This window comes from Sphingobacteriaceae bacterium (genome assembly GCA_002319075.1).
Classification (GTDB): domain Bacteria; phylum Bacteroidota; class Bacteroidia; order B-17B0; family Aurantibacillaceae; genus Aurantibacillus.
Genome location: NVQB01000001.1, coordinates 4,213,237 through 4,238,433, shown reverse-complemented (window position 1 = coordinate 4,238,433; position 25,197 = coordinate 4,213,237). Strand labels below are relative to the sequence as shown.

General features: G+C 39.3%; 22 protein-coding genes and 1 tRNA gene. 17 read left to right on the top strand and 6 right to left on the bottom strand.

The genetic code is table 11. The features are described from left to right. Window positions 1-31: 31 nt before the first annotated feature. The 3 genes from CNR22_18310 (at window position 32) to CNR22_18300 (ending at window position 9,142) form a co-directional block, all read left to right on the top strand. Window positions 32-6,469 (top strand): hypothetical protein, encoded by a 6,438-nt coding sequence (locus tag CNR22_18310; GenBank protein ID PBQ33646.1) that lies wholly within the window; start codon window positions 32-34, stop codon window positions 6,467-6,469. A gap of 113 nt (window positions 6,470-6,582) precedes the next feature. Continuing rightward, entirely contained in the window at window positions 6,583-8,286 is a 1,704-nt protein-coding gene (locus tag CNR22_18305) for a hypothetical protein (GenBank protein ID PBQ33645.1), read from the top strand. A 487-nt stretch (window positions 8,287-8,773) separates the two neighbouring features. Then, window positions 8,774-9,142: a hypothetical protein gene (locus CNR22_18300; GenBank protein ID PBQ33644.1), complete on the top strand. Its 369-nt coding sequence runs from the start codon at window positions 8,774-8,776 to the stop codon at window positions 9,140-9,142. Here CNR22_18300 and CNR22_18295 read toward each other — a convergent pair. From CNR22_18295 to CNR22_18280, 4 genes are all read right to left on the bottom strand, one after another. Further along, window positions 9,126-10,079, bottom strand: coding sequence for a DDE transposase (locus CNR22_18295; protein PBQ33643.1), 954 nt, complete (start codon window positions 10,077-10,079; stop codon window positions 9,126-9,128). The two genes, CNR22_18300 and CNR22_18295, sit on opposite strands and share 17 nt — an antisense overlap. Window positions 10,080-10,104: 25 nt before the next feature. Next, a complete protein-coding gene (locus tag CNR22_18290; protein ID PBQ33642.1) occupies window positions 10,105-10,461 on the bottom strand; it encodes a transposase in 357 nt (118 codons plus the stop codon). Beyond that, a complete protein-coding gene (locus tag CNR22_18285) occupies window positions 10,442-10,663 on the bottom strand; it encodes a hypothetical protein (GenBank protein ID PBQ33641.1) in 222 nt (73 codons plus the stop codon). Before CNR22_18285 ends, CNR22_18290 begins: the two co-directional genes overlap by 20 nt. Before the next feature lie 98 nt (window positions 10,664-10,761). Then, a tRNA-Asn gene (locus tag CNR22_18280) sits at window positions 10,762-10,835 on the bottom strand. 244 nt (window positions 10,836-11,079) lie between these two features. Between CNR22_18280 and CNR22_18275 the strand changes: the two genes are divergently transcribed. The 14 genes from CNR22_18275 (at window position 11,080) to CNR22_18210 (ending at window position 23,003) form a co-directional block, all read left to right on the top strand. Further along, window positions 11,080-12,003 carry a sugar kinase gene (locus tag CNR22_18275; GenBank protein PBQ33640.1) on the top strand — a complete coding sequence of 308 codons (924 nt, stop codon included), beginning with the start codon at window positions 11,080-11,082 and terminating at the stop codon, window positions 12,001-12,003. A 79-nt stretch (window positions 12,004-12,082) separates the two neighbouring features. Further along, window positions 12,083-14,701, top strand: coding sequence for a hypothetical protein (locus CNR22_18270; protein PBQ33639.1), 2,619 nt, complete (start codon window positions 12,083-12,085; stop codon window positions 14,699-14,701). Window positions 14,702-14,862: 161 nt separating this feature from the next. Continuing rightward, the gene (locus tag CNR22_18265) at window positions 14,863-15,369 is read left to right on the top strand and encodes a DUF305 domain-containing protein (protein PBQ33638.1); all 507 of its coding nucleotides are present in this window, start codon (window positions 14,863-14,865) and stop codon (window positions 15,367-15,369) included. Window positions 15,370-15,373: 4 nt separating this feature from the next. After that, window positions 15,374-15,568, top strand: a complete 195-nt coding sequence (locus CNR22_18260; GenBank protein ID PBQ33637.1) for a hypothetical protein — start codon at window positions 15,374-15,376, stop codon at window positions 15,566-15,568. Window positions 15,569-15,579: 11 nt separating this feature from the next. Continuing rightward, entirely contained in the window at window positions 15,580-16,104 is a 525-nt protein-coding gene (locus tag CNR22_18255) for a cupin (GenBank protein PBQ33636.1), read from the top strand. Beyond that, on the top strand, window positions 16,104-16,400 hold the full coding sequence (locus CNR22_18250; GenBank protein ID PBQ33635.1) for a hypothetical protein: 297 nt from the start codon (window positions 16,104-16,106) through the stop codon (window positions 16,398-16,400). Before CNR22_18255 ends, CNR22_18250 begins: the two co-directional genes overlap by 1 nt. A gap of 141 nt (window positions 16,401-16,541) precedes the next feature. After that, window positions 16,542-17,300, top strand: coding sequence for a hypothetical protein (locus CNR22_18245; GenBank protein PBQ33634.1), 759 nt, complete (start codon window positions 16,542-16,544; stop codon window positions 17,298-17,300). A 77-nt stretch (window positions 17,301-17,377) separates the two neighbouring features. Further along, on the top strand, window positions 17,378-18,622 hold the full coding sequence (locus tag CNR22_18240) for a hypothetical protein (protein ID PBQ33633.1): 1,245 nt from the start codon (window positions 17,378-17,380) through the stop codon (window positions 18,620-18,622). Between the two features lie 330 nt (window positions 18,623-18,952). Then, window positions 18,953-19,690 carry an endonuclease gene (locus CNR22_18235; GenBank protein ID PBQ33632.1) on the top strand — a complete coding sequence of 246 codons (738 nt, stop codon included), beginning with the start codon at window positions 18,953-18,955 and terminating at the stop codon, window positions 19,688-19,690. 233 nt (window positions 19,691-19,923) lie between these two features. Further along, a complete protein-coding gene (locus CNR22_18230) occupies window positions 19,924-20,328 on the top strand; it encodes a cell shape determination protein CcmA (protein ID PBQ34946.1) in 405 nt (134 codons plus the stop codon). Beyond that, window positions 20,306-20,521 (top strand): hypothetical protein, encoded by a 216-nt coding sequence (locus CNR22_18225; protein PBQ33631.1) that lies wholly within the window; start codon window positions 20,306-20,308, stop codon window positions 20,519-20,521. The genes CNR22_18230 and CNR22_18225 overlap by 23 nt, the downstream gene beginning before the upstream one ends. Next, on the top strand, window positions 20,518-20,895 hold the full coding sequence (locus CNR22_18220) for a hypothetical protein (GenBank protein PBQ33630.1): 378 nt from the start codon (window positions 20,518-20,520) through the stop codon (window positions 20,893-20,895). The genes CNR22_18225 and CNR22_18220 overlap by 4 nt, the downstream gene beginning before the upstream one ends. 5 nt (window positions 20,896-20,900) lie before the next feature. Further along, window positions 20,901-22,064 carry an aminopeptidase gene (locus CNR22_18215; GenBank protein PBQ33629.1) on the top strand — a complete coding sequence of 388 codons (1,164 nt, stop codon included), beginning with the start codon at window positions 20,901-20,903 and terminating at the stop codon, window positions 22,062-22,064. Window positions 22,065-22,241: 177 nt separating this feature from the next. Continuing rightward, entirely contained in the window at window positions 22,242-23,003 is a 762-nt protein-coding gene (locus tag CNR22_18210; GenBank protein PBQ33628.1) for a hypothetical protein, read from the top strand. 263 nt (window positions 23,004-23,266) lie between these two features. Here CNR22_18210 and CNR22_18205 read toward each other — a convergent pair whose 3' ends face one another. Together CNR22_18205 and CNR22_18200 are read right to left on the bottom strand one after the other, a co-directional pair. Continuing rightward, entirely contained in the window at window positions 23,267-24,010 is a 744-nt protein-coding gene (locus tag CNR22_18205) for a hypothetical protein (protein ID PBQ33627.1), read from the bottom strand. Next, a complete protein-coding gene (locus CNR22_18200; protein ID PBQ33626.1) occupies window positions 24,010-25,134 on the bottom strand; it encodes a hypothetical protein in 1,125 nt (374 codons plus the stop codon). The genes CNR22_18205 and CNR22_18200 overlap by 1 nt, the downstream gene beginning before the upstream one ends. Window positions 25,135-25,197 lie beyond the last annotated feature (63 nt).

Below are 25,197 nucleotides of genomic sequence, written 5' to 3'. Positions count from 1 at the left end.
CCAAATAATTTTGAATTTATAAGCTTTACTTATGACTATTACAACTTTAAACACACTCTTAGGGAATGCCCCTGATCTTGTAAACAGACTTGCGGCTCACAAAGATCGTCTTCAAAACGAAGTGCACCCCCAGTTTATTCAATTAGCTAATGGATTTCAAAATAACAGTATTCCCTATACTAATAATCCAACACTTAATCAGATAACCAATATGTTATCTACATCTGACGAACAGATGAATGATGACTCGGAACCTATTACAAGTATACTTTCAAGTCTAGCTGACGCCGCTAATACTTTGGTTGTGGACACGTCTGCTAGCATGAATAGTGCATTAAATACTGTAAACACTCTCTATAATGATGCTGTAAATCTGTATAATGATGCCGCAGAAACCCATCAAATCTATAATGAAATTACAGAGATTCGTCAACATTTTAATATTGGCACACCTGGTTCACAGAGGCGAAATTTTGTAACACAATTTGATGCTCAATTAGAGCGTGATTTCACTGTGGTAAACTTTTCGGAAAGTAATGCCAGCACCTATACAGCGCGTCTACTCGCCGTGAAGACTAAATTACAGGAACTCATAGCTTCTATCGCTCCTAAAACTGCAGCACAAGTTAATACTTTGTTAGTTCAGGCAAAAACTATCTCAGATGACATGACGCCAGTTATCAGCGCAATGCAGACCGCCAGAACGAATCTGAAAACCCTTGGAGATGGCTTGGTGAAAGGCATAATAAATGTTACCACTGACACTTTATTAAACACAGTTAAAACGTCAATTAATAATTTAATAGCCGCTGCTCCATCTAAAAGTACCTCACAAGATGCTCTGCTTAGACAGTTAAAATCAGCGGCAGTAGGTTTTACAAGTGAAGCAAGTAATCCAGACCTTCCCACTGCAAAAGCAACAGCAACGGAAAGAAGAGCTGAAGCGAAGATTATAAATGAAAATGCCCGTCTACTAACAATTGCTTACAACGAGCTCGAAGCTTATAGTAAGCAACTCGAATTTAGAACTGGCACAGCAGCCGAAATAGCTTATTACAAAGATTTCCGAGTAACGGTAGATAAGTTTCATATAATGGCGATTTACGCTGAGTCTACAGGAAGCAAGTTAGCCAGTGCTACAAGTGTATTCTGGAATCTCTTCGATTTTTATAGTGCTGATCCAAGATTAAAAGTGCAGTTGTTAAACGACAATATACCTTTCGCCCTTTTACCAGTGCGTTTGGAGACGCGTTTTATGACCATTAAACATGTTCGCGACAATATATCTTATTCCTCTTACACAAGCGTTATAAGAACTGATGCGGATGTACAAGCGATAAAGACTGTGACAGATAGCAGGACGGTAACTTACAGCTCTCCACCGGTGACAGGCAGCACAGTACCCACTGCAACTGTTTCAGAGGCCATTGCAGACTTACATGAGCTTTGGGTAAGGATCTATCCTGATGCAATTTCTATACATACACACGAAAGTAAACTCACGCAGACTGAAAAAGATGACGCGCAAATTTATTGGAACGAAGTATGGAAAGCTTGCGGCGTTAAAAAATTTGAACTAGGTGCGTGGAGGGTTTTGTGCAGTTCTTACGGATCGAAGCGAGCAGCGTGGATCGTTTCACAGACTAATCCAGGCACAACAGGCAAGCCTGCGGATGATCCAAGTTTAACCGACCCGTCATTAACGATATTAAATCCTTTTCCCACGCTTCCAACTATAGCTTTGCAAACAGCGTCGTGGTCACAAAAGCCGGAAACTCGGGTTATGCCTGAGCGATTTGTAGTTCGTGTATACAGCAATAACACTTACCGAGAGGTGGTAGGTCAGCCAGTTCCTTCGCCATTGCCAGTGGGGTTTGATCCGATGGATCCGTACACGAATTATCTTGATCAAAATGGCAGCGAGATTAATATGCCCGCGGATCTACGTTGGCTTACTGATTTTGAAGAAGCTGAAAAAATCGGGATGGGAATCCGTATTACACTTCAAAATAATGAAAAAAATGATGGTTTCGACCGTTTATTAGTACTTGGTACGAAGTTAGATTTAAATGCAACGGCATCTAAACAGGAACTTGAAACACTTCTAGACAATCATCACTACTCTGCCGGCTTAGCGCTGGTGCCGCAGGGTACGCCTACTAATAATACAGAAGAAAGCAAATCTGGGTTTGCTAGTTTAGAACCAGGATATGAGGAAAGTTTTGAGATAGAATTAGGCGCAAATCAATTTACTACGACAAGCACACATTATGATAAAGCCGATGGTCAAAGAATTGCAGAAGCGCTCGGTGTAAATACGTCTGTTTTTCAACATATACGTAACAGCAAAACGAAAGATGTTGAAGAAGGAATGGCTATGAATCGTGCATTGTGGCCGGCAACAATGGGATATTACGCAAAAAATATGCTAACACCATCTATAGTTCAAAGCCATATTGATGACACGCGGAGTTTTTTTACCAACTATGTTTTAGGAAGAGGACTTATTCCAGCGTTCAGAGTTCGAAATCAACCTTATGGTATTTTGACATCTACTGTTTATTCTAAATGGAAGTACAGCGATAAAACAATTTACGAAGCCAAATTGCATAAAGGCATCTTGGAAAGACTTCGTAAGTATTGGATAGCAAATTTTTTTGTTAAGGTTAAACACATACAACAAGGATCTGCCAACCCCGGTGATTTACTAATTAATATTTTAGGGCTTCATCCAAGCTCCTTACAATTTCACCAACGCACAAGTATTGGAGCGGTTTTGTCATCGAACATGACCAAATTTATGACCGCTGCAGGTATAACTCAACCATTAAGTCCCTTATCTGACGTAAATGCATCTCTTCAACTTGATGCTTTATATAAGAGTGCTTCTCTACAGAGCTTTTCTTACTTTAACATCCCCCGTATTTTCACTATGGGTTTTGCAAGATCACAATGGTTACTAAACGGGCCAGTGATAGATACGCTGCCTTTGTCAGAAATAAGGGAATTAGAAAAGCTGACTAATAGCACGTCTAACTACATTGAATGGTTAGTAGGTAGTCCAATCGGTAATATACGGAGCGAAAACTTCACAAACGTTCAAAATCCAGTACCGTCTGATTTTAAAGCTCCAAGAGCTTTGTTATATTTATTACTGAGACACGCATGGTTGCTTGAGTATCTTAAAACAGCGCATTGCCTTTTGACCACGACTGGGACAATAACCCAGGATGCCTGGCATAACCATGAAGCCGCTAAGATGACTGCTGAGAATGGACCATCAAATGCTACAGCTGAACAAAAAGACATGCTACTTGGCTTTGTAAGATCGGAAGTGCAGTTTGAAAATGAATTGGTGATAGAGGATACCATGCGTAATCTCACAACTAATACGCACTATCAGCAATCGGGATTGAACGAGGCCGAATACGAAATTTACCTTCGTGATCAATCAGCCAGTTCGGTTGCAAGTTCCACAACCAGCAGATACGATCAGCGACTTAGTGAGTACACGGTTAATGAAAATCAGTGGGCTTATGTTAGCGCAAAATACGACACCATTTCTCGTGATGTATCAGTAGGCGACTATATTAGGTCGCAGATAAATTCAACAAACCCATGTTATACCGATTTACGGGATACTAATAACGCCCTCATTAAACTAAAAAATTTACCAACGGCCCGCCTTGAACGTATTTTCGCTGAAAGCCTGGATACTTGTGCTTACAGATTAGATTCGTGGTTTAATGGTTTGGTAAACAAACGTCTTCAGGAACAAAGGACAGCAACACCAAATGGAATTTATCTCGGAGCCTATGGAATTTTAGAAAGGCCAAAACCAGGTTCTTTTAAGGGAGTTCACGTTGTAAATATTAGTGCAGCAGATTCCTGGACCGGTGCAGTCGCAAAAAAAGGTCAGCGTAAGATTCTTGACCTAACCGAAATAAATGGTTACCCAGTTAATTCTGGAGGGGCTTATGTTACAGCGCAGGCGACAGGAACACAACCAGCTTCATTTGTCTACCTCGGCGATGATCCTAATACACTTTTGATAGAAGATCCAGATAGTGGAAAAATCGTTTCTGGACAGCAATATAACACAGACAATAAAGGATTTATTCTCGCTCCATCTTTAAACCATGCGGTGGCAGCAGCTGTAATGCGGGCAGGATATGCAGCTCACAACAGCACAGTGACGAATGCAAAAACTATGGCAGTTACCCTTTCTTCAGATCGTGTGCGCACAGCCATGTTTTACATTGATGGTATTCGTAACGGTCAGAACCTTGCCGCATTGTTAGGTTATCGATTTGAAAGAGGTTTGCATGAGAGGCAATCTTCCGTCACGTCATTGGACGGCTATATCGAAGATCTTCGAAGTCTTTACTCACTCGTTGCAGGAACTCTTACACAAACTCCCGTGGGGCAGAATAAAGATGGACAAAGTAGAAATGTCGTTGATGGCTTAAAATTACTTGAATACTATGCTAGAACTACCACGCCATTTTGGTATAGTGGTTTATCCAACCCCGCCTTAATTTACAATACCACTACAAGTGCCTACACCACTGATGGAGCAAATATTGTAAAAGAGATTGTAAAGATAAAAGACGATCTAGATGCAATTGGAGATTTGTTATTATCAGAGGCCATATTTCAAATTACTAAAGGTAATCATGAACGGGCAGGTAGTGTGCTACAAGCGCTTGGATATGCCAAGAATATACCCGAACCAGAAATAATAAAAACTCCTCGTCAGGCAGATACGTTTACTCATCGCTGTGCAGTGCAGTTTACACCAGCTATTGCCAATACTAATTGGACTGCAAGCAGTACACGTGCGACTGCCGAACCTGCTTTAAATATCTGGTTAGCATCTCAACTCCCAACGCCTGCGAACATTCGCATTAATTACAAGCACGGAACAAATGCAACTATGTTTAATCTAACTGTTGCAAATCTTAATTTGCAACCAATAGATTTACTTTACATTTTTGAATCGTCGGGAGAGAATCAATCAGCTGACTCCAGCGAACTTTCGCGCAGAATTAAAGCTTACGTTCGATCTGCAAATACGTTGACTGACGATGTAGAAGTAAAGATTTTTTTCATGGACGAGACCGGATTTACGGCTGATCAATGCAGTATTTTCCAGTTAACGCCTATGCTTAAGAGCCTTAGCAGAATTATAGGAAATGGGCGGCAACTAAGTCCTGATGATTTTTTACTTCCATCTGTTCTCAGCGCCATGGCGTCGCCAGCAGGAGCGCTAGACAGCGTAGCATTGAAAAACCGGATTACAACTGCAAAGGTTACTATGAGTGGCTTGATTGGTGATCTTGAGGCAGTCTACGTTAGTGGACAACCAACTACTACCCCTACAACAAAACGCGACCTTGTGGCCGCAATGGTCTATGCACCAGCAATTCCTGCGGGCGGCGCGACTAAACTAAATAATTTACGTACAGTTTTAGTTACGGCTTCAGAATTTGGAGTTACCACAGCATATCCGGAAGCATTTTCGTCGACGACTGTGGAGACAAGAGATAGATTAGTAGAACAAGCTGACACCGCATACAAAGACTTAAAAAAACGATATGATGAGGCCGATACCAGATTGTCAGCTGTAACTATTTTGGTGGGGCAAGCTAACACAGCTGCAAAACATAAAGTTTGTGTTACCGAATTGGCAGAAATTGCAAAACTTATTTTTGGGCGTTCGTTTAAAGTATTTACAACTTTTACATTGCACAATGCAACGGAAGTTCAAGCTGCCTCAAATTATACTACCTTATTAGATGATGCGGGTCCATTTCCTATTGAAGCATGGATGGCTGGTGTGGCGAGAGTTCGCTCACGCATGGGTGAATATCATAAGCAAATGGTTATTGCTGAAAGTGTGCGTTATAGTCCTGCATCTACAAGCTCCTTTGCGTTTACAAAACAGAACGTATTTCAATTTCCGGTTAAAGATACAACCACAGGAACAGACAGATGGATTGGTATGAAATTACCAACTGGCTATGAAATTCCACCCGACGCTATTTCAATGATTATTGAATCTGACGGAACATCCTCAGCTATACCAACCTGTGGGATGGTGATTGACGAGTGGGCAGAACAAATTCCTATTGATCAAGTTACCTCTGGTATTGCGATTAATTATGATCAGCCCTCTTCTGAAGCACCTCAAAGTATTATTCTTGCCGTTACTCCTGAAATTAAAAGCAGTTGGGCCTGGAATGATCTCATGGATACGCTTAATGAAACAATACAAATGGCGCAAATTCGTGCTGTAGAGCCAGACATGATTCAAGATAGTCCTTTGAGCCAAGTACTGCCTGCTATCATGGCTCAAATAAGTGGTGGTGGCTCTGATGTATCGCCTTCACTCGACTTCGGCAAAAATGGCATTGATACGTCGCTAGGATATGATTATCCTGTTGATAGAAATGGTTCAACTCAATAACAATACTAAAATAAAAAGATATGCCTGTACAAACATGGAATAGACTAGAGCCTCGCCCTAGAACAAACAGTTTTGCGCGATCATTACGCGCGGAAGTACGCGACGCCCTGTGGATGATAACGCGCCAATGGCAAATTGGAGAATTTAATGCTGAAGATACTGGCACGGCAGCATTTGCCAGACTTGATATGCAGACTTCGCGCATAAATCGTATAGCAAAAAAACAAGGCGCAGATGTGACTATAGATACTAACGTGCCTTTAGAATGTCTTGTAGAGCGTGAACCAGTGGTTCCTGATTTATTGCACCGCATTGAATTAGGAAGACAGTTTATTAAAATGCTTCAACAGAGTTTGGGCACAACTCCAAATGCTTTAGCAGATCCAGCCCTTGATACAGCTTTGGATAATGTTCGTAATACAGTTATTTTTAAATTTGGTTCACCAATGCCGACGACTCCAGAGTTCTTGAGTAGTCCAGAATTACATCAAGCCACCTTAGCAATTCGTAACGGAAGAGCTATAGATGGTTTTAAAATCATAACTCAGCTAAAAGCAGCAGTTGCTCTATCAACACTTATTACTTTTTCTCCAACAAACCCTTCGATGACTTCAAAACTAGATGCTACTGGATTAGCATTTCTAGCTTGGTATAATAGTGTTTATTCTCAACCAGCAGGAGCATCTGAAGACTACTGGCTTCATGATCATCTTGAATACCAATTCACATGTTCTGCACCCAAAAGTGACACGGCTTATAGCGTGCTTAGTGCTGAAGAATATTATCAAGGCCACTTGGACTGGTACTCTTTCAATATCCAGGACCAGTATTCACAGTTTACTTCATTGATATCCGATAATCCGGCGCGGGAGCTTATCGAACAGCAGCCATTCACTGTAATTCCATCAAAAATAAGTTTTGGAGGTATGCCTGCCCCTCGCTTCTGGGAAATGGAAGATCGCCGTATTGACATTGGAAATATGAGTGCATCTACTACCGATACTGCTCAACTTTTAGTTAGTGAATTCGCAACTTTATACAGCAATGATTGGACTCTTTTACCTTATACTGTGCCTACCGGGTCAATTTGCAATCTTCGTAAAGTGCTTGTGACCGATGTATTTGGACAAGTCACTTACATTACCTCTGCCAGTAATAACGACTGGAACATGTTCACGCTCAAAACTCAAGGTTCTGATGTTGTTGATCCCAGACTATTTATTCCACCCGTTGTTCAAAATATGGAAGAGAGTGCTGAATTGGAAAGCGTGAATTTAATGCGCGACGAGATGGCCAATATGGTTTGGGGAATTGAAACAATTATTCCTAATGGCGTTTCAGGCGGACAACCTGGTAAAGAAGCTGCTCAGCGATTGACAGCATTCTTGGAAGCTAATGCTGGATCTACTCCGTCCACATTTGGTAATCCAAATACTGCGGAAATAAAATATAATTTGATGACAAGGGTTCCTGAAAACTGGATTCCGTTTATACCGGTAAACAGAGGGTCAACTACTGGGGTTCCGGATATTCAATTACAACGCGGAGCAATGGCGCGACAAATTCTAAATAATGCTCCGAGTGGTCGCGTAAGACCACGGACAACGATACTTAAGGCTGGCTCAACAGATACATCATGGCAGAGAAGTTATATCTGGGAGGAAGAGGTGCCGCGTTCCGGTGCAATATTAACAATGACCTGGCAACGTGCGCGCTGGCATCATGGTCAGGTTGCATTATGGCTGGGTAGAAGAAAACAGAATGGAAGAGGAGAAGCAAGTAGCGAATTAAGATTTGATTATTTGATGCAGAAGTAGATATACTACAATATTTAGAATCTCCGGATGTTGCATAGCCATATCCGGAGATTTTTTTTGGAGTAATTCGAACTAGATGTTTTCCGGTACTGTTGAATAAGATTTCAGGTATATCAAAAATTGTGATTTTTATAAACATTCGATATTATTATAATACTCAAGTGAATATACCCGATCATCAAAAGTCATAAATTCAGATCAAATTGCCGATCGGAACTGACCCAGAAATTTAATTTACTTTCCTTTAGAAAGTCTACCCGGGTTAATAAGCCTTTCCAAATCCTCCTTCTTAAATTTCTTTTTTACTTTTAAAAGAGTTTCGGGTGTAATTTCCAGTGCGAGTGATAATTTCAGAAGTGTTTTAAGCGTGATATTATAACCGGCTTCTATCCGGTGAACCTGCATTCGTGTCAAGCCAATCTCTAGTGGAGGTAAATACTCTTATTACGAGTGTTATAAGTGCCGCCAGGATATATACGGTGTTGGTATGGTGGATCACGAAATCCAGTCGGTTTTACAGGAGTTAAGGATCAGTCCGGAAGTTGGAGACTTGTTTGTCGCAAAATTCACTGACAGAATGAACGAAACTGCTAAGAGTCAAAAACGGGAAAAAGAAACAATCGATAATAAACTCGAAGAGCTGAGTGCAAATGTTACAAAACTCGAAGAGGGATATCATATTTTGAAAACAATACCTCTTGAAACATACATGCTTCTCAAAAAGGATTACAGCGCGAGAATATCGGCACTATACTCAAAGCAAATAGAATTTGACACATCCGGAAAAGATATCTTGAATAAAGTAAAATGGATCAGGCGCAAAATCTGTGGAGTAAAATTTAGGCAAATAGTTTAGAGAGTCTAAATAGGAAGAAATTTACATCTGTAACTCCTCGGTATTGCGCTCTAAAAGCTTTGATTTTCGCATTAAATGATTCGGCTGAGGCATTAGTACTTCTGTTATTAAAGTAGTTTAGTATTCTTTTGTAATTGTTTTCAATGGTTCTGGATAGGGTATTGAAGGTCTTGAACCCAGATTGGGCAACCTCTTCATGCCATTTGGCTAATCTTGTAAACGCATATATTTTCTCTTTTGTATTGCTGTAGATCCAGGATAATTTTTGAGCCAGACCATACGCTTTTTTAATATCAGGATAACGATCAAAAAGTATGTTAGCTCTTTGGGATTGTTCTAAAGTCCAGTTGTGTTCGGCTTTGTAGAGTAAATAGCGGCTTCTTGCGAGTAGTTGTTTGAGAGTCTCACCATTACTTAAAATTTCAGGGACATAAGCTCTTTTGTTTTTCCGGGATTCGTCAATGCCATTATTTTCAGCCTCTATAGCTTCCCAACGATGTCTTATTCTTATTTCCTGGAGTGCTTCGGTAGCTAACTGTTGAACATGGAAGCGATCAATAACCATACTTGCATGAGGAAAACATTTTTTTACGATTAACCCCATGCTACCCGCAAGATCCAGTGTGACTTCACGAACTCTCTTTCTAAGATGTAAGGGGATACTTTGTAGCAATGAGATTATGCTCTCCGAGTGAGTCCCCTTTAAAATCGCAACTATGGTACCCTTCTTCCCTTTTGCCGCTTTGTTGGAGAGGATTGTGTAAAGCTCTGAGTGTGATAAACAGGTCTCATCAATGGATAAATAAGGACCAATGTTTTCAGGAAATATAATTCCTTGTTCGGCTTTATTCTTGTATTTCCAATCGTTATAATCACTTAATTTCTTACGATAGTAACGCTGAAGCTTTTTGCCATTAATGCCGTAAAATGAGCCTATAGTTTTAATGCTATGCGCATGCGTATCAACTAATTTCTTTTAAAAAAGCCGCAAAATCGTTTGTGATTCGCGTCCCTTTTGTAATGATATCCCAATTACGAAAAACTACACTTCCGGTCTCCTCATTAAGCCAGCGACGACGCTTGACATGCAGAAAAACATTGTGCCCCCGAATCGGAAAATCTTGTATAGTTACCTGATCAAAAAAACCTTTTGAAGTTAATCGGACAGTCGCGTACTCAGCAGGAATAGTGCTTATCTCTTGTAAATACAAATCAATGCGCTCGCTTTCTGAGTCTTTTTTATAACCTGTGAGTTCAAAATAATCGCAAATCCCCTCAGGTAATACTATTTTTAAAAAGTCATTGTAGGATGGGTCCATAGTTAGTTTTAGTCCCCGTAAAATTCAGATTATTTTTTCTTCCCCACAACTTTTGCGCCTGATCCAGTAAAATCTGCCACGCAACTAATGCTGCAAATAGATGAACTATACAAACAAGGAAATCTTGATACAAAACGAAGAATAGTTGGTGTGATTTTCCCTCAAAAATTATGGTTCGAAAATAAACGACCTCGAACCACATATATAAATAAAGCAGCGCTCCGGATAGCCAATAAATCAATGCCTCCGGCGAGGTGCAAAAAAAAATGGAGACCTATTTTGGTCTCCATCCCACTCAAGCTCCCTCTCCTGGGCTCGAACCAGGGACCCCATGATTAACAGTCATGTGCTCTAACCAGCTGAGCTAAGAAGGAAAATATTCTGGTTATAATTACAAACTAAATTTGTAATTTTTTTGTACTAACAATCTCAAAAAGAACTATTCCCGTTTTGTGCTCCAACCTCCCGATAGCTATCGGGAGAGCTAAGAAGGAATTTATCTGTTACTAACCTTAAAAATTTCTTTTTTTCAAAAGTAATTTCCCTGATTAGGGTTGCAAATTTACATAGCTTTTATGAAATAAACAATATCTTTACAAAAAAAATAAAAAAAAATAAATGAGTCTATTAGTTGTAGGTACCGTAGCCTTTGATGCTATTGAAACACCATTCGGAAAAACAGATAAAATTGTAGGCGGAGCAGCCTCTTACATCGCTTTAGCAGCGTCATACTTTAATAAAAACATTCACCTGGTTTCAGTTATCGGTGATGATTTTCCGGAATCTTTTTTATCAACATTAAAAAAAGAAGGGGTTAATCTGGATGGACTTGAAGTAAAAAAAGGAGAAAAATCTTTTTTCTGGAGTGGAAAATACCATAACGACCTCAACTCACGCGATACTTTAGTAACAGAATTAAACGTACTTGCCGATTTTAAGCCCGTGGTGCCTGAAGCTGCCAAAAATGCTGAGTTTTTAATGCTTGGTAATCTTGCACCTGCTGTACAGTTAAGTGTAATCAACCAAATGAAAGAACGTCCGAAACTTATCGTATTGGATACCATGAACTTCTGGATGGATATCGCCATGGAAGAGTTGATGAAAGTGATTGCAGTAATAGATGTTCTTACTATTAACGATGCCGAAGCTCGTCAGCTTTCAGGGGAATACTCACTTGTAAAAGCAGCTCAAAAAATATTAAAAATGGGTCCAAAAACTCTGGTAATTAAAAAAGGAGAGCATGGTGCTTTATTATTTAACCAGGATGAAGTGTTCTTTGCCCCTGCCCTTCCTTTAGAAGAAGTGTATGATCCAACGGGCGCCGGCGACAGTTTTGCAGGTGGATTTATTGGCTACCTTGCTAAGACCAAAGACATTAGCTTCGAAAATATGAAAAATGCGATCATTTTCGGAAGTGCTATGGCCAGCTTTACAGTCGAAAAATTCGGAACAGAACGCTTGATAGGTCTTTCGCAAGAAGATGTTGAGGAACGCGTTCAGGAATTTGTTGATCTTGTTCAATTCGACATTGCGCTTTATTGATTTTTAGCACGCTCCACACACTATTTTTAGTATATTCACGTTAATAAAAACCGTGCTAGTTAAACGACTCTTATATTTTTTGGGCCTTACTGCTCTTTTGGCCGCCTGTACTACTAAAAAGAACACGGTTGTGCATCGCGGATACCATAACTTAACCGCGCGTTTTAACGGACTTTATTATTCTACGGTAAGTATAGATGAAGGCGTTTATAAAACCGAAAAAGGCAACAAAGAAAACTACGAGAAAATTCTTCCTGTTTTCGTTTATCCAACTCCGGAAAAAGCGAAGTCGACTTTTCCTGAATTTGATAAGGCTATAAAAAAATCATCTCTTAGTATTCAGAAACATGCCATTAAGGATAAGAAGGGAAATGAGATTCCTTCGTCGGGCAAGTGGATCGATAACAACTGGATCAATATTGGAATTTCGCATTTCTACAAACGCGAATTTTTTAGTGCCATCGAAACTTTTGAATATGTGATGCGCACCTATACAAAGTCTGACGATAAATACCTGGCAATGCTCTGGCTTATTAAGGCTAACAATGAAATTGGCGCTGTAAGTAGTTCTGAACCCATTATCAGCCTCTTAAAAAACGAAAAAGGATTAAAAAGAAAAATAAAAAATCAACTTCCAGTTGTTTGGGCCGATTATTACATGCGCCGTGGTCAGAATTCTGAGGCAGTTGCCAAGCTAATGGAAGCCACCCGCAATACCAGTTTTATAAACGGAATTCCAAAAAAAGACCGTGCCCGTTATTCTTTTATCATAGCCCAGCTTTCAGAACAAATGAAAGATACTAAAAGAGCGATCCAGTATTACAAAAAGACAATAAAACTAAAACCAGAATATGAAATGATCTTTTATAGCAAGATCAAAATGGCGCGTTTACTGGATGTTAAGAGAAATAATTCTGAGAAAACAAAAAAAGATCTACTTAAAATGACGCGTGAATTTAAAAACAGCGATTATTATGATGTGATCTATTTTACCTTGGGAGAAATTGAAGAGAAAGAAAGAAATATTAAACAGGCTTTATATTATTATAAAAAATCAGTACAGAAAAGCACAAACAACCCCAATCAAAAAGCGCTCTCCTATTTAAAATTAGGCGAGATCAATTTTGATCTTACCAACTACACCCCTGCTGAAGCCTATTACGACAGCACCATCACAACACTTCCTAAAGATCACCCTGATTACAATTCAATTCTCGCTCGTAAAAAAACACTTGAAACACTTGTAGGATATATTAAAACTATTTCGCGTGAAGACAGCATACAGCGCATTTCTAAACTACCGAAAGAGCAACAGGATGCTTTTATAGATAAGTTGATTGAAAACTACACAAAAGAACAAGACCGTATTGCTAAAGAAAAAGCAGCAGCTCTTTTAGCGGGCTCTACAAATACATTGGGTGGCGGAAGTTCGGTGGCAGAACCTGCCTTTGGTGGAGGAAGTGGCGCTACTTTTTACTTTTATAATCCCACAACAGTGGCCTTTGGCGTAGCAGACTTTCAGAAAAAGTGGGGATCGCGAAAATTAGAAGATAACTGGCGTCGCTCAAATAAAGCAATGACCCTCGATGAAACAAGAGAGGATGAAACGCGAACCACAGCCGGGGGAGATACAGGAGTAGTTCCTCAAAAAACACGAGCATTTTACGCGAAAAACCTGTTCACTAACGATACCATGTTTCGCAAAAGTAATGGTAGAATCGTGAAGTCCTATTATCTGATGGGGTCACTTTACAAAGAGGATTTAAATAACTCGAAAAAAGCTATCGCCACCCTTGAAGAACTAAATAAACGTTTTCCTGATAACAGCTACTTACTTCGTAGCTATTATGTTTTATACAGAACTTATCTTGCTGACAAAAATATTCCTAAATCCGATTATTATAAAGACAAAATATTGACCGAATTTCCGGACAGTGAGTTCGCCGCGATTATAAAAAATCCAGAACGTGTTGCAGAAATAAACGCACAAAAAAGTGAGGTGGAAGAATTCTACACGGGTGTTTACACAACCTACACATTAAGTAACTACCAGGAATCTTACACACAATCAAAAGAAGGAATCAGTAAATTCGGAAAAAGTCAATATTTACCGCAGTTCGAATTTATTCGCATCATGAGCCTGGGTAAACTTAAAGGAATTGATACGCTTGAAATGAATTTAAAATTATTTGTAGCAAAGTATCCCAAAACGGAAGTTACACCACTTTCAGAAGACATTCTCTTAGCTATTAAAAAACAAAAAAATCCTGATATGTTTAAGACCCAGGAAGTAGGCGTTTCTAAAAAAGATACGTTTAACGTGGATTTTGACTCCCAGCATTTTATTATCGCTGTTGCACCCGACGACCCTAAAATTGCCGACGTTCTAAAAACACGCATAGGCAACTTCAACTCCACCTACTACAGTGATAAAAGCTTCGACATGACGTCTAACCTTTTTGGAACCAACAAACAACTTATAGTTTTAAAAACCTTCGCAAACGCTAAGGATGCCATTGCCTACCACGATAATTTAGTAGCGGATACAGAAGTGTTTAAAGGCGCAGTGAAAAAAGACCAAATTGATGTTTTTCCAATACTTGCAGGCAATCTCCCCTTCTTTTACAAAAGTAAAAATGTTGAGGGTTATCGCTTATTTTACCAGGAAAATTACCGCAAGCTTAACTCCAAAAATTAATTTTCCCTCTCCTGAGCTTTCATAACGTAGAAAAAAATTCCCCCTTAGTTCTCAAAAAATTGCGGTTAAAGAGCGTCTGTAAGCATTTTCAGGCTTTGTAGACCCCTTTTTGCTTAAGTTGTATTGGCATACTTTTTACTGAGTTTAAAATAAAAAACTTTATGAAAAAGACCTTTTTACTTCTCCTTAGCCTCTGCTCGGGAATTTTATTCAGTCAAAAAAACCTCAGCAAAAAAGACAGCAATTTTGTAATTCACTCGTACGAGCACACTTTATTAGAAATAAAACTGGCAGACCTTGCCCAAAGCAAATCAACTTCGCCTGATGTAAAATCCCTGGCAAGTACCCTCAGTAATTCACATACTAAGGCTTTAGGAGAATTAAAGCAATTGGCTTCTCAAAAAAACATCCAGTTGCCTTCTTCCATTAGCGAAAAACAGCAAAACTATTATGATAAACTAAACAAAAAAGAAGGAGCTGATTTTGACAAATGGTATACCAAATGCGCCGTTAAATCGCATAAAATGGGAGCCTGCTATGTAAAGAAAAAATCTAAGAAAGCTAAAGACGCGGAAATAAAATCATGGGCTGCCTCTTATTATCCTGTTCTTGAACAAAACAGGGATAAGGCTAAAGAAACTTGTAAAGCATTAAAAAATAAAAAATAACAACATGATACGATTTCTTCATTCTTATGGTTTACCGGCTGTGATGGCTCTATTGATAGGACTTTCAAACTGTGGTTACCAGGAGCAAGGACACGCCAATACGCCTCCGGAAACTCCAGGTAGTCAGGTTAAGACAGGGGTTGATACGGTAGTGCATCCCGGAAACATAGATAAGGACAGTATTCATCTGGAAAAATAAAATCAGGGTTCATGGAAAGAGCAGCTCAAAAACTATTTGTAGAATATTCACATGTAATCGACGACAATGGAATTTTTCCAAACAGTCACTTACCTGTTTTGATTTACAAAGATGTTCTTGATTTTCCGCTATTTTTTGATGCAGTTTACATCACGCATCTTTTTGAAAAAAATAACTGGACCAATAGCTGGAAAGCAGGCATCTTCACCTATCACCATTATCATAGCAATGCCCATGAAGTAATTGGTGTTTATAAAGGAAAAACAGAGCTTATGTTAGGCGGAGAAAATGGCTTAAAAGTGATGCTCGAAAAAGGCGATGTGATTATTATACCTGCCGGAGTGGCCCATAAAAATCTTGGCGACGAGAATGCTGTAGCCTGTGTAGGAGCTTATGCCGACGGCGCAACTTATGATATTTGCACCGGCAAAAAAGGTGAAAGACCATTAGCCGATACCAACCTGCTTACACTTGCATTACCAGATCGTGATCCCGTACTGGGACTTAAGGGCGGCGTTGAGAAATACTGGAGGTAATGGACGCTACGCAAATAGTCGGTATTCTAGCCAGTGTATTTACCGGAATTGCTCTGTTGCCACAACTTATTAAAATCATTCAGGAAAAAAAAAGCGGCGGCACCTCACCACTTATGCTGGGATCATTATTTATAGGGCTTGTTTTTTGGGTGATCTATGGCTTTTATAAAACCGACCTGATCATTATTATCTCTAACGGTTTCTCCCTTACCGTAAATAGTATTCTTTGCATTCTTAGCATTCGTTACCATCATAAGGACAAAGCACTCGCTAAATTTTTAATCGGTAAAGTGTAGATTAAAATCGATTTTTAAGGCTTCTCTGTATCGTTTTACACCCATCTGTAAGCATTTAGGTGTTAATATATGTAAAGCGGTAACAAGCCTTCTAATATTTAGGGCGACATTGCGTTTGTAAATAAACTAACGCTTAACCCTATGAAATCAAAGATTCACGAAGGCTCTAAACTAAGAGCCAAAACATTGAGTAAAAAACTCTTTTTATGTTTAACGGCAATAACACTGTGTTCTGTTGCCTCAGCACAAATCAATAAAGGACGTATGATGCTCGGTGGAAGCTTCAATACGCAAAACACAAACAGCTCTTATAAGGATACAAGCAATCAAACACAAAGAACGCAATCCTCTAAAAATAACAGTTACAATGTATCTCTCCGCTACGGGTATTTTGTTGCCGATGGTTTTATGATTGGCTTACTGGGAGGTTTAAACGGATCGAAATTTGAGGGTGAAACGGAAGTTGTTTCTCCGGTCCCAAGTTATAATTATGCAGAACGCAATAAATCCAGCACTCTTGAATTTTCTGCAGGAGCATTTTCAAGATATTATAAAATGATCGGTACTAGTCGTTTTGCGGTCTTTGGCGAATTAGCGGCAACTTACGGCAGCGGAAAGTCCAAAAACACAAATGAAACTAACGGAGTGAAGTATCCGGAGCTACCAGGACCAAAAATCTCTTCGTTTAATGTAGTTATAAGACCCGGCCTTACTTACTTTTTCACAAAAACAATTGCTGCTGAAGCATTCTTCGGCAATGTAGGTTATTTCTATACAAAAAATGAAGGCGGACAAAATAATCCAAACTCAAGTACATATTCAGGTTTCAATTCACGACTTAATTTTTCACTCTCGAATGTTTCGCTTGGAATAAATTTCTATTTCGGAGGCAAAAGTTAAGATCATTAGACAATCTAATTCCCCTTAATACTACAGATCATAGCAAGGGTAGGTCTTTTGCAGACTTACCTTTGTTTATGCCTACGCTCCATTTCGATTCTACACGTTACGCTGACCTTCCGTTACATCATGGAAAAGTTCCTCTATGGCTCGCGGAACGCATGAGTAAACTAGGTGGGGCCATTATCGAATCTATTGTTCAGCAATACGGAAGATCGGAAGTGCTTTCGCGTATGAGTGATCCCTTGTGGTTTCAAGCCCTGGGCTGTGTGCTGGGAATGGACTGGCATTCTTCCGGCATAACCACCTCCGTTATGGGCGCTTTGAAACATGCGCTCAATTATAAATTCAATGAGCTTGGTATTTACATTTGTGGAGGAAAAGGAAAATATTCCAGGCAAACCCCTTCTGAACTGATTGCGCTCAGCGAAAGAACCGGGCTGAATGGAACAGAGCTCGTAAAAAACAGTCGCCTTACTGCAAAGGTTGATAACAATGCAATACAAGATGGCTTCCAGATTTACCTGCATACTTTTATAGTGACTAAAGAAGGAGAATGGGCTGTTATTCAACAAGGCATGAACAACAACAGCGGCATGGCCCGCAGATACCACTGGCATTCAACGGAGTTTAATTCTTTTGTAGAAGAACCCCATACTTTTATTTATGGGTTGAACCAGGGCGAAATTTTGAATCTCACGGATAAAAACGCGGGCCAGACCAAAGCCGGTCTGCTCGCCATGGTAAAAGAATCACCAGAAATGATGATGCCAGAAATTCGCAGGATTGTTATGCCTCGGCACCATGAACTCAGAGAAGAAAATGTAGACTTGAAAAGGTTAGGGTCTGTTCTCGCTTTAGCGCATGAAAAACAAGTAGATGATTTTGAATCTTTGTTACTGCTCGAAGGGGTTGGTCCGAGGGCCATTCAGTCTTTAACACTGGTGAGCGAAATTATTCACGGCACACCTTCACGATTTACTGATCCCGCAAGATTTTCTTTTGCACACGGCGGAAAAGATGGACATCCGTTTCCCGTTCCCACAAAGACATACGATCAAACCATTACTATTTTAAGAACCGCTGTAGAAGCTGCAAAAATTGGAGCAACAGACAAACAAGAAGCAATTAAAAATCTGACTCTCGCTGCCCAGGCCATAGAAAAAAACTTTATGCCCAATGCCAATTTTTATAAAGTCATTGAACAAGAGCGCAGAGATGCTTATAAATACGGCGGCAGAACCGTCTTCGGAAAATCAAAACCACCTAAAGACTGCGTGCAGATGGATTTGTTCGACTCTTCTCGACTACGCTCGAAGTGACAGTCGACTACGCTTGAAGTGACCTTCCACTGCGCTCGAAGTGACAGTCGACTACGCTCGAAGTGACATTCCACTACGCTCGAAGTGACAGTCGACTACGCTCGAAGTAACAGCCGACTACGCTCGAAGTAACATCCCTTAGGTAAGCTCGAGCATCACCAACATCTTTTCGAGATTACGACTTTGGATAGCAGGTAGTCGATATTGTTTCAAGTATAGTCTTGTCAATGCGAACGTAGCTTGTCAGTGCAAGCAGTGCTCCCATCCGGTGGAGGTTAGGGCCAGCTTGTTGGTAGTCGAGAACTGGCATACCCTTCGCATAGCTCACACATGCCTGAAGGTCCATCTATACTCATTCTCAAAGAAAAACTAAAACCTTTTGAAGGTAAAAAAGTCATTGAAGCGAGTGGCACTGCTAGAGTCGGCCTGGAGCGCATGAAGGGCAAAAAAATCTTAACACTACAAAGCTGGGGTAAACATACTTTAATTTGTTTCAAAGGATTTTTCATCCGCATTCACTTATTAATGTTTGGTTCTTATCGGATAAATGAACGTCGGGACGCAAAGCCACGCCTACGGTTGAGTTTTATCAAAGGAGAAATAAATTTTTATACCTGCAATGTGATCCTGGTAGAAGGCTCTCCCGAAGATGTTTATGATATGAAAGCAGATATCATGTCTGATAAGTGGGACGCTAAAGGCGCAGAGAAAAAATTGAAAGAACTTACAAAATCTGAAGACTTAAATGTATGCGACGCCCTACTCGATCAACAAATTTTTTCAGGTGTAGGAAATATTATTAAAAATGAGGCATTATTTTTAGCGCGTATTCATCCAAGGTCCTTGGTGAAGGATCTTCCTCTTAAAAAACTACGAGAACTCATTAAAAAAACTGAAACCTACACCTGGAATTTTTACAAATGGAAAAAAGAGAATACGCTTAGTAAGCACTTTAATGTTTACGAGAAAAAAATTTGTCCGCGGTGCAACCTTCCTTTGATTAAAGAAAATATCGGGAAAGGAAAACGGATGACAGTATATTGTGATAATTGCCAGGTAAACCATTAAGTAACCCTCAGAATACCATAAGTTCCTGTTGTTTCCAGGTTTGAGAATTTTCTTAGATCTGCTGGCTTGTTTAGCGATCAGGCACAAAAACGCTGGGCCCGGCTTTATGCTCAAATTAAGCAGTTTTGTCGAAAAAATGCCAATTTTAACGTTAAATCAAGCGTAAAAACAAAAGATTCTGCTATTTTTGGAATTATTAATTACTGACCAAAAAATTAAACATCATGTTGGGAATGGGATCATCAAAAAATCAGACAGTAGAAGTCGGATCAATAAACATTATCGGAAAAGGAACCAAAATCGTAGGTGACATTACATCTGCAGGTGACGTTCGTATTGATGGACTTTTAACCGGAAACATTGTGATAACCGGAAAGTTAGTTCTTGGTCCGAACGGGATGGTAGAAGGTAATATTACCAGCGTAAATGCCGAATTAGAAGGTGAAGTGAAAGGCACTGTGAATATTTCGGAAACGCTTTCTTTAAAAGCAACCGCAAAGATCAATGGTGATATTGTTACTTCTAAATTAATGATTGAGCCGGGAGCCTTATTTACCGGAAGCTGTAACATGGGCGCCAAAGTAAAAAACATGGTTCAGAATTCAGACAGAATGAATGCCACAGCAAAAACAGCCTAATCCTTTTTTTAAATACGGTAATATAGCCATACAAATGGCTGTTATTATTGGGTTGAGCTGCTGGGGAGGAGCCAAACTCGACGAGCACTTCAAAACTACCACACCCGTTTATACTATCATTTTAAGTTTGTTAGGAATTGGAACAGCCTTATATTTGGTTTTGAAAGATTTTATAAATCCAAAAAAGGAATGAAGTTAGTGCTCCGAAATTTACTTACAGTTCTCTACACCTCTCTCCTTTGCATCTTTCTTTCTCTTGCTTTAAATGGTTTAAGTTCTTTAGTTTCGAAGAACTGGTACCTGGGGCTTTCATTTTTCGCCCTACTTTCCATCATTCTTAATTTTTTATACTCCCATAAAGCAGGTAAGGAAGGCTTTACCGAACTTTTATTGGGTACAGTGGTGGTGAAATTACTTTTTGCATTGGTTTTTATCCTGGCCTATTCTGTGATTGACAATCCGGGATTTTATACTTTTTCAATCCATTTCATACTGCATTATATTTTGTTTACCGTTTTTGAAATAAGATATTTGCTTCACATTATAAAAACTACTCCAGCTAAATAAACATCATGCAACACAAACTGATTATCGGATTGTTCTTTTTAAGTCTTGGCATTACAGCTCAAGAGAGAACAAATAAAAAAGACAGCGAATATAAATTCACAGTGGTGAAAGACATTGAAAATACCCCTGTTCAAAATCAGAACCAAACCAGCACCTGTTGGTCATTTTCATCACTCTCCTTCTTTGAAAGTGAAATGATAAGAATGGGAAAAGGGAAAGATTTTAACCTGAGCGAAATGTTTGTGGTAAACAAAGTGTACGCTCTAAAAGCAGATAACTACATCCGCATGCATGGACGGACGAACTTCGGCGAGGGGGGCGGATTTCCAGATGCTATTAACGTTTTAAAAAACTACGGAATGGTACCAGAAGAAGTTTACACAGGTAAAAAAGATCTCAGTGCGCCTCATAATCATAAGATGTTAGAAACAACTCTGAAAAACATCTTGCAACCCACGTCTTTAGACGAGACGCAAAAAATTGATTTTACCTTTTTACACAACACTGTAAATGCAGTGTGTGACGAATATCTGGGAAAAATTCCCGAAAAATTTGACTACAAAGGAAAAAGTTATACTCCGAAAAGTTACGCGCAAGCAACAGGACTAAATCCTGACGATTATATTTTTCTAACTTCCTTTTCGCATCATCCCTACTACACACCTTTTGTTTTGGAGATTCCAGACAACTGGAATTGGCAACAGACTTACAACTTACCATTAAACGAATTTAAAGAAGTTATGACCACTGCTATTAACTCCGGTTATACTTTTGCCTGGGGCGCTGATGTAAGTGAGAAAGGGTTTATGCGTGCGGATGGACTTGCAATTATTCCTGAAAATTACGGGGCAAAACTCTCGGATGAGGAAAGAAAAAACATGTCTCTTAAACCTGTAAAACAACTGGAAATAACCCAGGAGCTGCGCCAGAAAGCATTTGATAACTACGAGACGCAGGATGATCATGGTATGCATGTGGTTGGCCTGGTAAAAGATCAGAATACTACCCCTTACTATATTGTAAAGAACAGCTGGGGCGCAGAATCAAATCAATGCGATGGTTATTTCTATGCCAGCGAAAGCTATGTGCTTTATAAAACAACGAGTATTATGCTTCACAAAAAAGCGCTGAGTCCGGCAATTGCCAAAAAATTAGGCATTACTTTATAACCCTCTTACACGCTTTTTATGGAAAATTGCCCTAAAATCAGGCAATTGAGCATTTCATTCACTCATTGAAAACTGCTATTCAATAACCGAAAAGCACCTTTTAGACTGCTGTATCAAATTACCTTTACTTGTACCCAACGTTCCGGGTGCCGCCTTCGTATATATACTTGAACCGTTATGCTAAACAAATCTCCAGGTATATTCGAACAAATTCTTTCAAAACTCAGCACGATTTTTGAAAAATTCCGTTCTAAAGGTATAAGTACCTACAGGCTACCTGATATACCAGCTCCAAAGATGCATGATTATTTCATGCGGCCTGTAATTAACACTAAATACACGCATATGAAAACAAGACAATTAACGCTTCCCATGTTTCCCCTTAACATGGTGTTATTTCCGGGAGAGACAACAAAGCTCTATATTTTCGAAGAGCGCTACAAACAATTGGTGGATGACTGTTTAGACAATGATGCTTCCTTTGGTATTCCCTTCGTGGAAAAAGGAAAAAGACAACGTTTTGGTTGCGAAGTAAAGATCAACCGCATTCTTAAAACCTACGAAAACGGCGGAATGGACATTCTTGTAGAAGGTACAAACATTTTTGAACTCTTAGAATTTTCTGAAGTGCTTCGTCCGAAGTTATATGGTGCAGGACTTATAGAATATTTAAATGTCAACCAAAAAGTAATTTTAAATAATCTTCAGGATGCTACTGTAAATTACTTTGGCACCGTTCAGAATAAATTAATAGATTATGAAACAGTTGCTAATCTTACCATTTACAGTGTAGCCTCTGCTTTACAGTTAACGCATCCTGAAAAATACCGTTTGCTTGCAGCGCAAAACCAACAACTGCATTTACTTAATCTTTTAAATTTTATAATTCATATCATCAATACCGAACAACAATTAAAAGACCGGTTTATTGATAATTAATTTGTGGTTATAACCATCCAACTAATCACGCAACACCCCCCGTCGATCGCGCTACCCGTGATGGCGGGGTTTTTGTTTATCCGAACAAAGATTGAAACACATAGTATGTTTTGGCCGCGAAACATTTTGGAGTAAAATCTTTGAATCGCAGGCTGGATTTCATTCGTGAATTTGAAGCAAAGTTTCAAATCCTTTGTGTTAGTTTAAGCATCCAGCTTATTCCTATCCCTTCTATGTTTCTATGTTTTTAAGTTATGCAGAGACTAATCCTCCTTTACAAGTTTCCCGCTGGCATCTTTTTCCACAAAGCCACTCATTGTGGCAGGACTGCCTTTGTAATAAATACTTCCTTTATCGTAAATAATGTACTCGAACTTATTTAACTTATCAATGCTAAAAAAGCAGTCGCCTTTACTTAATGTTTGCACAAAAACATAATCGCTGATGACAAAATTCTCTGCTCGCAAAAAATTAGTACCGTTTATAAAAACATTTAATGATTTACAACTTCCATTCAGATACACATCACCGTTACCATTAGAATGCGCTTTTACGTAATCGTATGTACCATTTAAATGAATGTCTCCCGAACTTTCTGCTCTTACTCTGATAGAATCCTGTGCGAAGCCTGCTTCTATAGTAAGCATTGCCACTCCGTTATTAATAACGCTATAACAATAAGGTAAAGTAATTTTTACACGCACACGTCTTTTGTATCCCCGCACAAAATTGCATTTGTTGTTATTTTGAATTTTTAAAATTCCGTCTTCTACCCGGGTAGAAATATTTTTAATGATGTGTTGCCCGGCAGTGACTTCCACTTTTATTTCCGGCCCCTGAACAAGTGTTACATCAATCTTATCATTCATATCGATCTTTGTAAAGCTGCCGGGCTGACGAAGTTCAGTAATCTCTTTACCGTTTGATTTAAAACAATCAACGGCATTTTCTTTTTTACAAGAGCTTAAAAAAAGGAAAAGAAAAAAATATAAAAAACCTCTCACCATTATTTGAGATAAAAACGATACCCTAAGCCGTATTCAAAATCATAGGCCACCGCAAAGTGTGTGCGCAAACCGAAGTGTGCTACAATTCCCGATCTATCATAATACCTTACTCCTATTCGGCTCACCACAGCACCATCAGGACCAGGGCTCACTTTTTGAAAGGCATAATAGCCTAACTCTATGGGAAAGCTGATACGGCCTACGTTATAAGAATATCCTAACCTCAGGCTCATGCGTGTAGCATCGATGCCTTTTGGTTTATTTCCAAATCGGTTTTCATAATCGTAAGCATAATTTTCATCTAAAAACAAATCAATACCGGCACTCCATTTGTGTGTATTGCGAACATTTCTTTGATAACTTACCGAAACTACGTACGCCTTTAATTCTTTTGTAGCTATACTGCGTTGATTAAACCCTACAGCGGCAAAAGCCATGATCTCATTTTTAGACTTTGCTTTTGTAGAAGAATCAATTTTGATAATCTCCGGTTTTGGCTTTTTAGATGGAATCAGGAGATTCAATCCGAAATTTAAGCTCACCACATTTAAACCGAGATTGGGATTTTTTGCTTTCCCATTACTGGCGTGAGTAAAAGCAAAACCGGGCTCGAAGCGCAAGTTCTTCGATAATTTTAATTGCCAGAACCATTTAAACTGCACGAAGGCATTTACGTGACTTCCAATAGCAATGTTTTTATGATTTTTCTGGATGTCGAAACTCTTTGTTATATAAGTTGCTCCAAAACATAATCTCAGAATAAGTCGCGATGCTTTTTCTCGTGCATTTAAGGGAAGTTCGATGTAGGGCGCAGCGGTAAGAGCATACCCTAATTGTACGGGATTTTTAAAATCAAGCACTTGCAGGCTCACTCCAAAATCGGGTTTGTTATTTTCAATTTGCCAGAGTTTGTTTCCTAATGAAGGTTTTGAAATATTTAATTCGTAATTGGTTGGGTAGCCTTTTACCAAATGGCCGATGCTTATGCGGTGCACAAGAATAAAACCCTGGTTGATAACAGGTTTAATTTGCCAGTCAGGATTACCGGTAATACCATTTTGGGCGGTCATTTCGGAGGCCGCAAAACAGAACAAAAGCGCTAAAAAGAGGTATTTTTTAAACAAGGTGCTAAAATAATTAAAATAACTAAACCTTTACTTTTCTCAACCCGATTTACTCTATTAATT

What these genes read in the sequence shown, in the direction of transcription:
- CNR22_18215 (PBQ33629.1), top strand. Translation starts at nt 20,901, where the DNA reads ATGCAACACAAACTGATTATCGGATTGTTCTTTTTAAGTCTTGGCATT.
- CNR22_18300 (PBQ33644.1), top strand. Translation starts at nt 8,774, where the DNA reads ATGGTGGATCACGAAATCCAGTCGGTTTTACAGGAGTTAAGGATCAGT.
- CNR22_18250 (PBQ33635.1), top strand. Translation starts at nt 16,104, where the DNA reads ATGGACGCTACGCAAATAGTCGGTATTCTAGCCAGTGTATTTACCGGA.
- CNR22_18240 (PBQ33633.1), top strand. Translation starts at nt 17,378, where the DNA reads ATGCCTACGCTCCATTTCGATTCTACACGTTACGCTGACCTTCCGTTA.
- CNR22_18290 (PBQ33642.1), bottom strand. Translation starts at nt 10,461, where the DNA reads ATGGACCCATCCTACAATGACTTTTTAAAAATAGTATTACCTGAGGGG.
- CNR22_18310 (PBQ33646.1), top strand. Translation starts at nt 32, where the DNA reads ATGACTATTACAACTTTAAACACACTCTTAGGGAATGCCCCTGATCTT.
- CNR22_18230 (PBQ34946.1), top strand. Translation starts at nt 19,924, where the DNA reads ATGGGATCATCAAAAAATCAGACAGTAGAAGTCGGATCAATAAACATT.
- CNR22_18225 (PBQ33631.1), top strand. Translation starts at nt 20,306, where the DNA reads ATGCCACAGCAAAAACAGCCTAATCCTTTTTTTAAATACGGTAATATA.
- CNR22_18245 (PBQ33634.1), top strand. Translation starts at nt 16,542, where the DNA reads ATGAAATCAAAGATTCACGAAGGCTCTAAACTAAGAGCCAAAACATTG.
- CNR22_18305 (PBQ33645.1), top strand. Translation starts at nt 6,583, where the DNA reads ATGATAACGCGCCAATGGCAAATTGGAGAATTTAATGCTGAAGATACT.
- CNR22_18205 (PBQ33627.1), bottom strand. Translation starts at nt 24,010, where the DNA reads ATGGTGAGAGGTTTTTTATATTTTTTTCTTTTCCTTTTTTTAAGCTCT.
- CNR22_18235 (PBQ33632.1), top strand. Translation starts at nt 18,953, where the DNA reads ATGCCTGAAGGTCCATCTATACTCATTCTCAAAGAAAAACTAAAACCT.
- CNR22_18275 (PBQ33640.1), top strand. Translation starts at nt 11,080, where the DNA reads ATGAGTCTATTAGTTGTAGGTACCGTAGCCTTTGATGCTATTGAAACA.
- CNR22_18220 (PBQ33630.1), top strand. Translation starts at nt 20,518, where the DNA reads ATGAAGTTAGTGCTCCGAAATTTACTTACAGTTCTCTACACCTCTCTC.
- CNR22_18265 (PBQ33638.1), top strand. Translation starts at nt 14,863, where the DNA reads ATGAAAAAGACCTTTTTACTTCTCCTTAGCCTCTGCTCGGGAATTTTA.
- CNR22_18255 (PBQ33636.1), top strand. Translation starts at nt 15,580, where the DNA reads ATGGAAAGAGCAGCTCAAAAACTATTTGTAGAATATTCACATGTAATC.
- CNR22_18285 (PBQ33641.1), bottom strand. Translation starts at nt 10,663, where the DNA reads ATGTGGTTCGAGGTCGTTTATTTTCGAACCATAATTTTTGAGGGAAAA.
- CNR22_18260 (PBQ33637.1), top strand. Translation starts at nt 15,374, where the DNA reads ATGATACGATTTCTTCATTCTTATGGTTTACCGGCTGTGATGGCTCTA.
- CNR22_18210 (PBQ33628.1), top strand. Translation starts at nt 22,242, where the DNA reads ATGCTAAACAAATCTCCAGGTATATTCGAACAAATTCTTTCAAAACTC.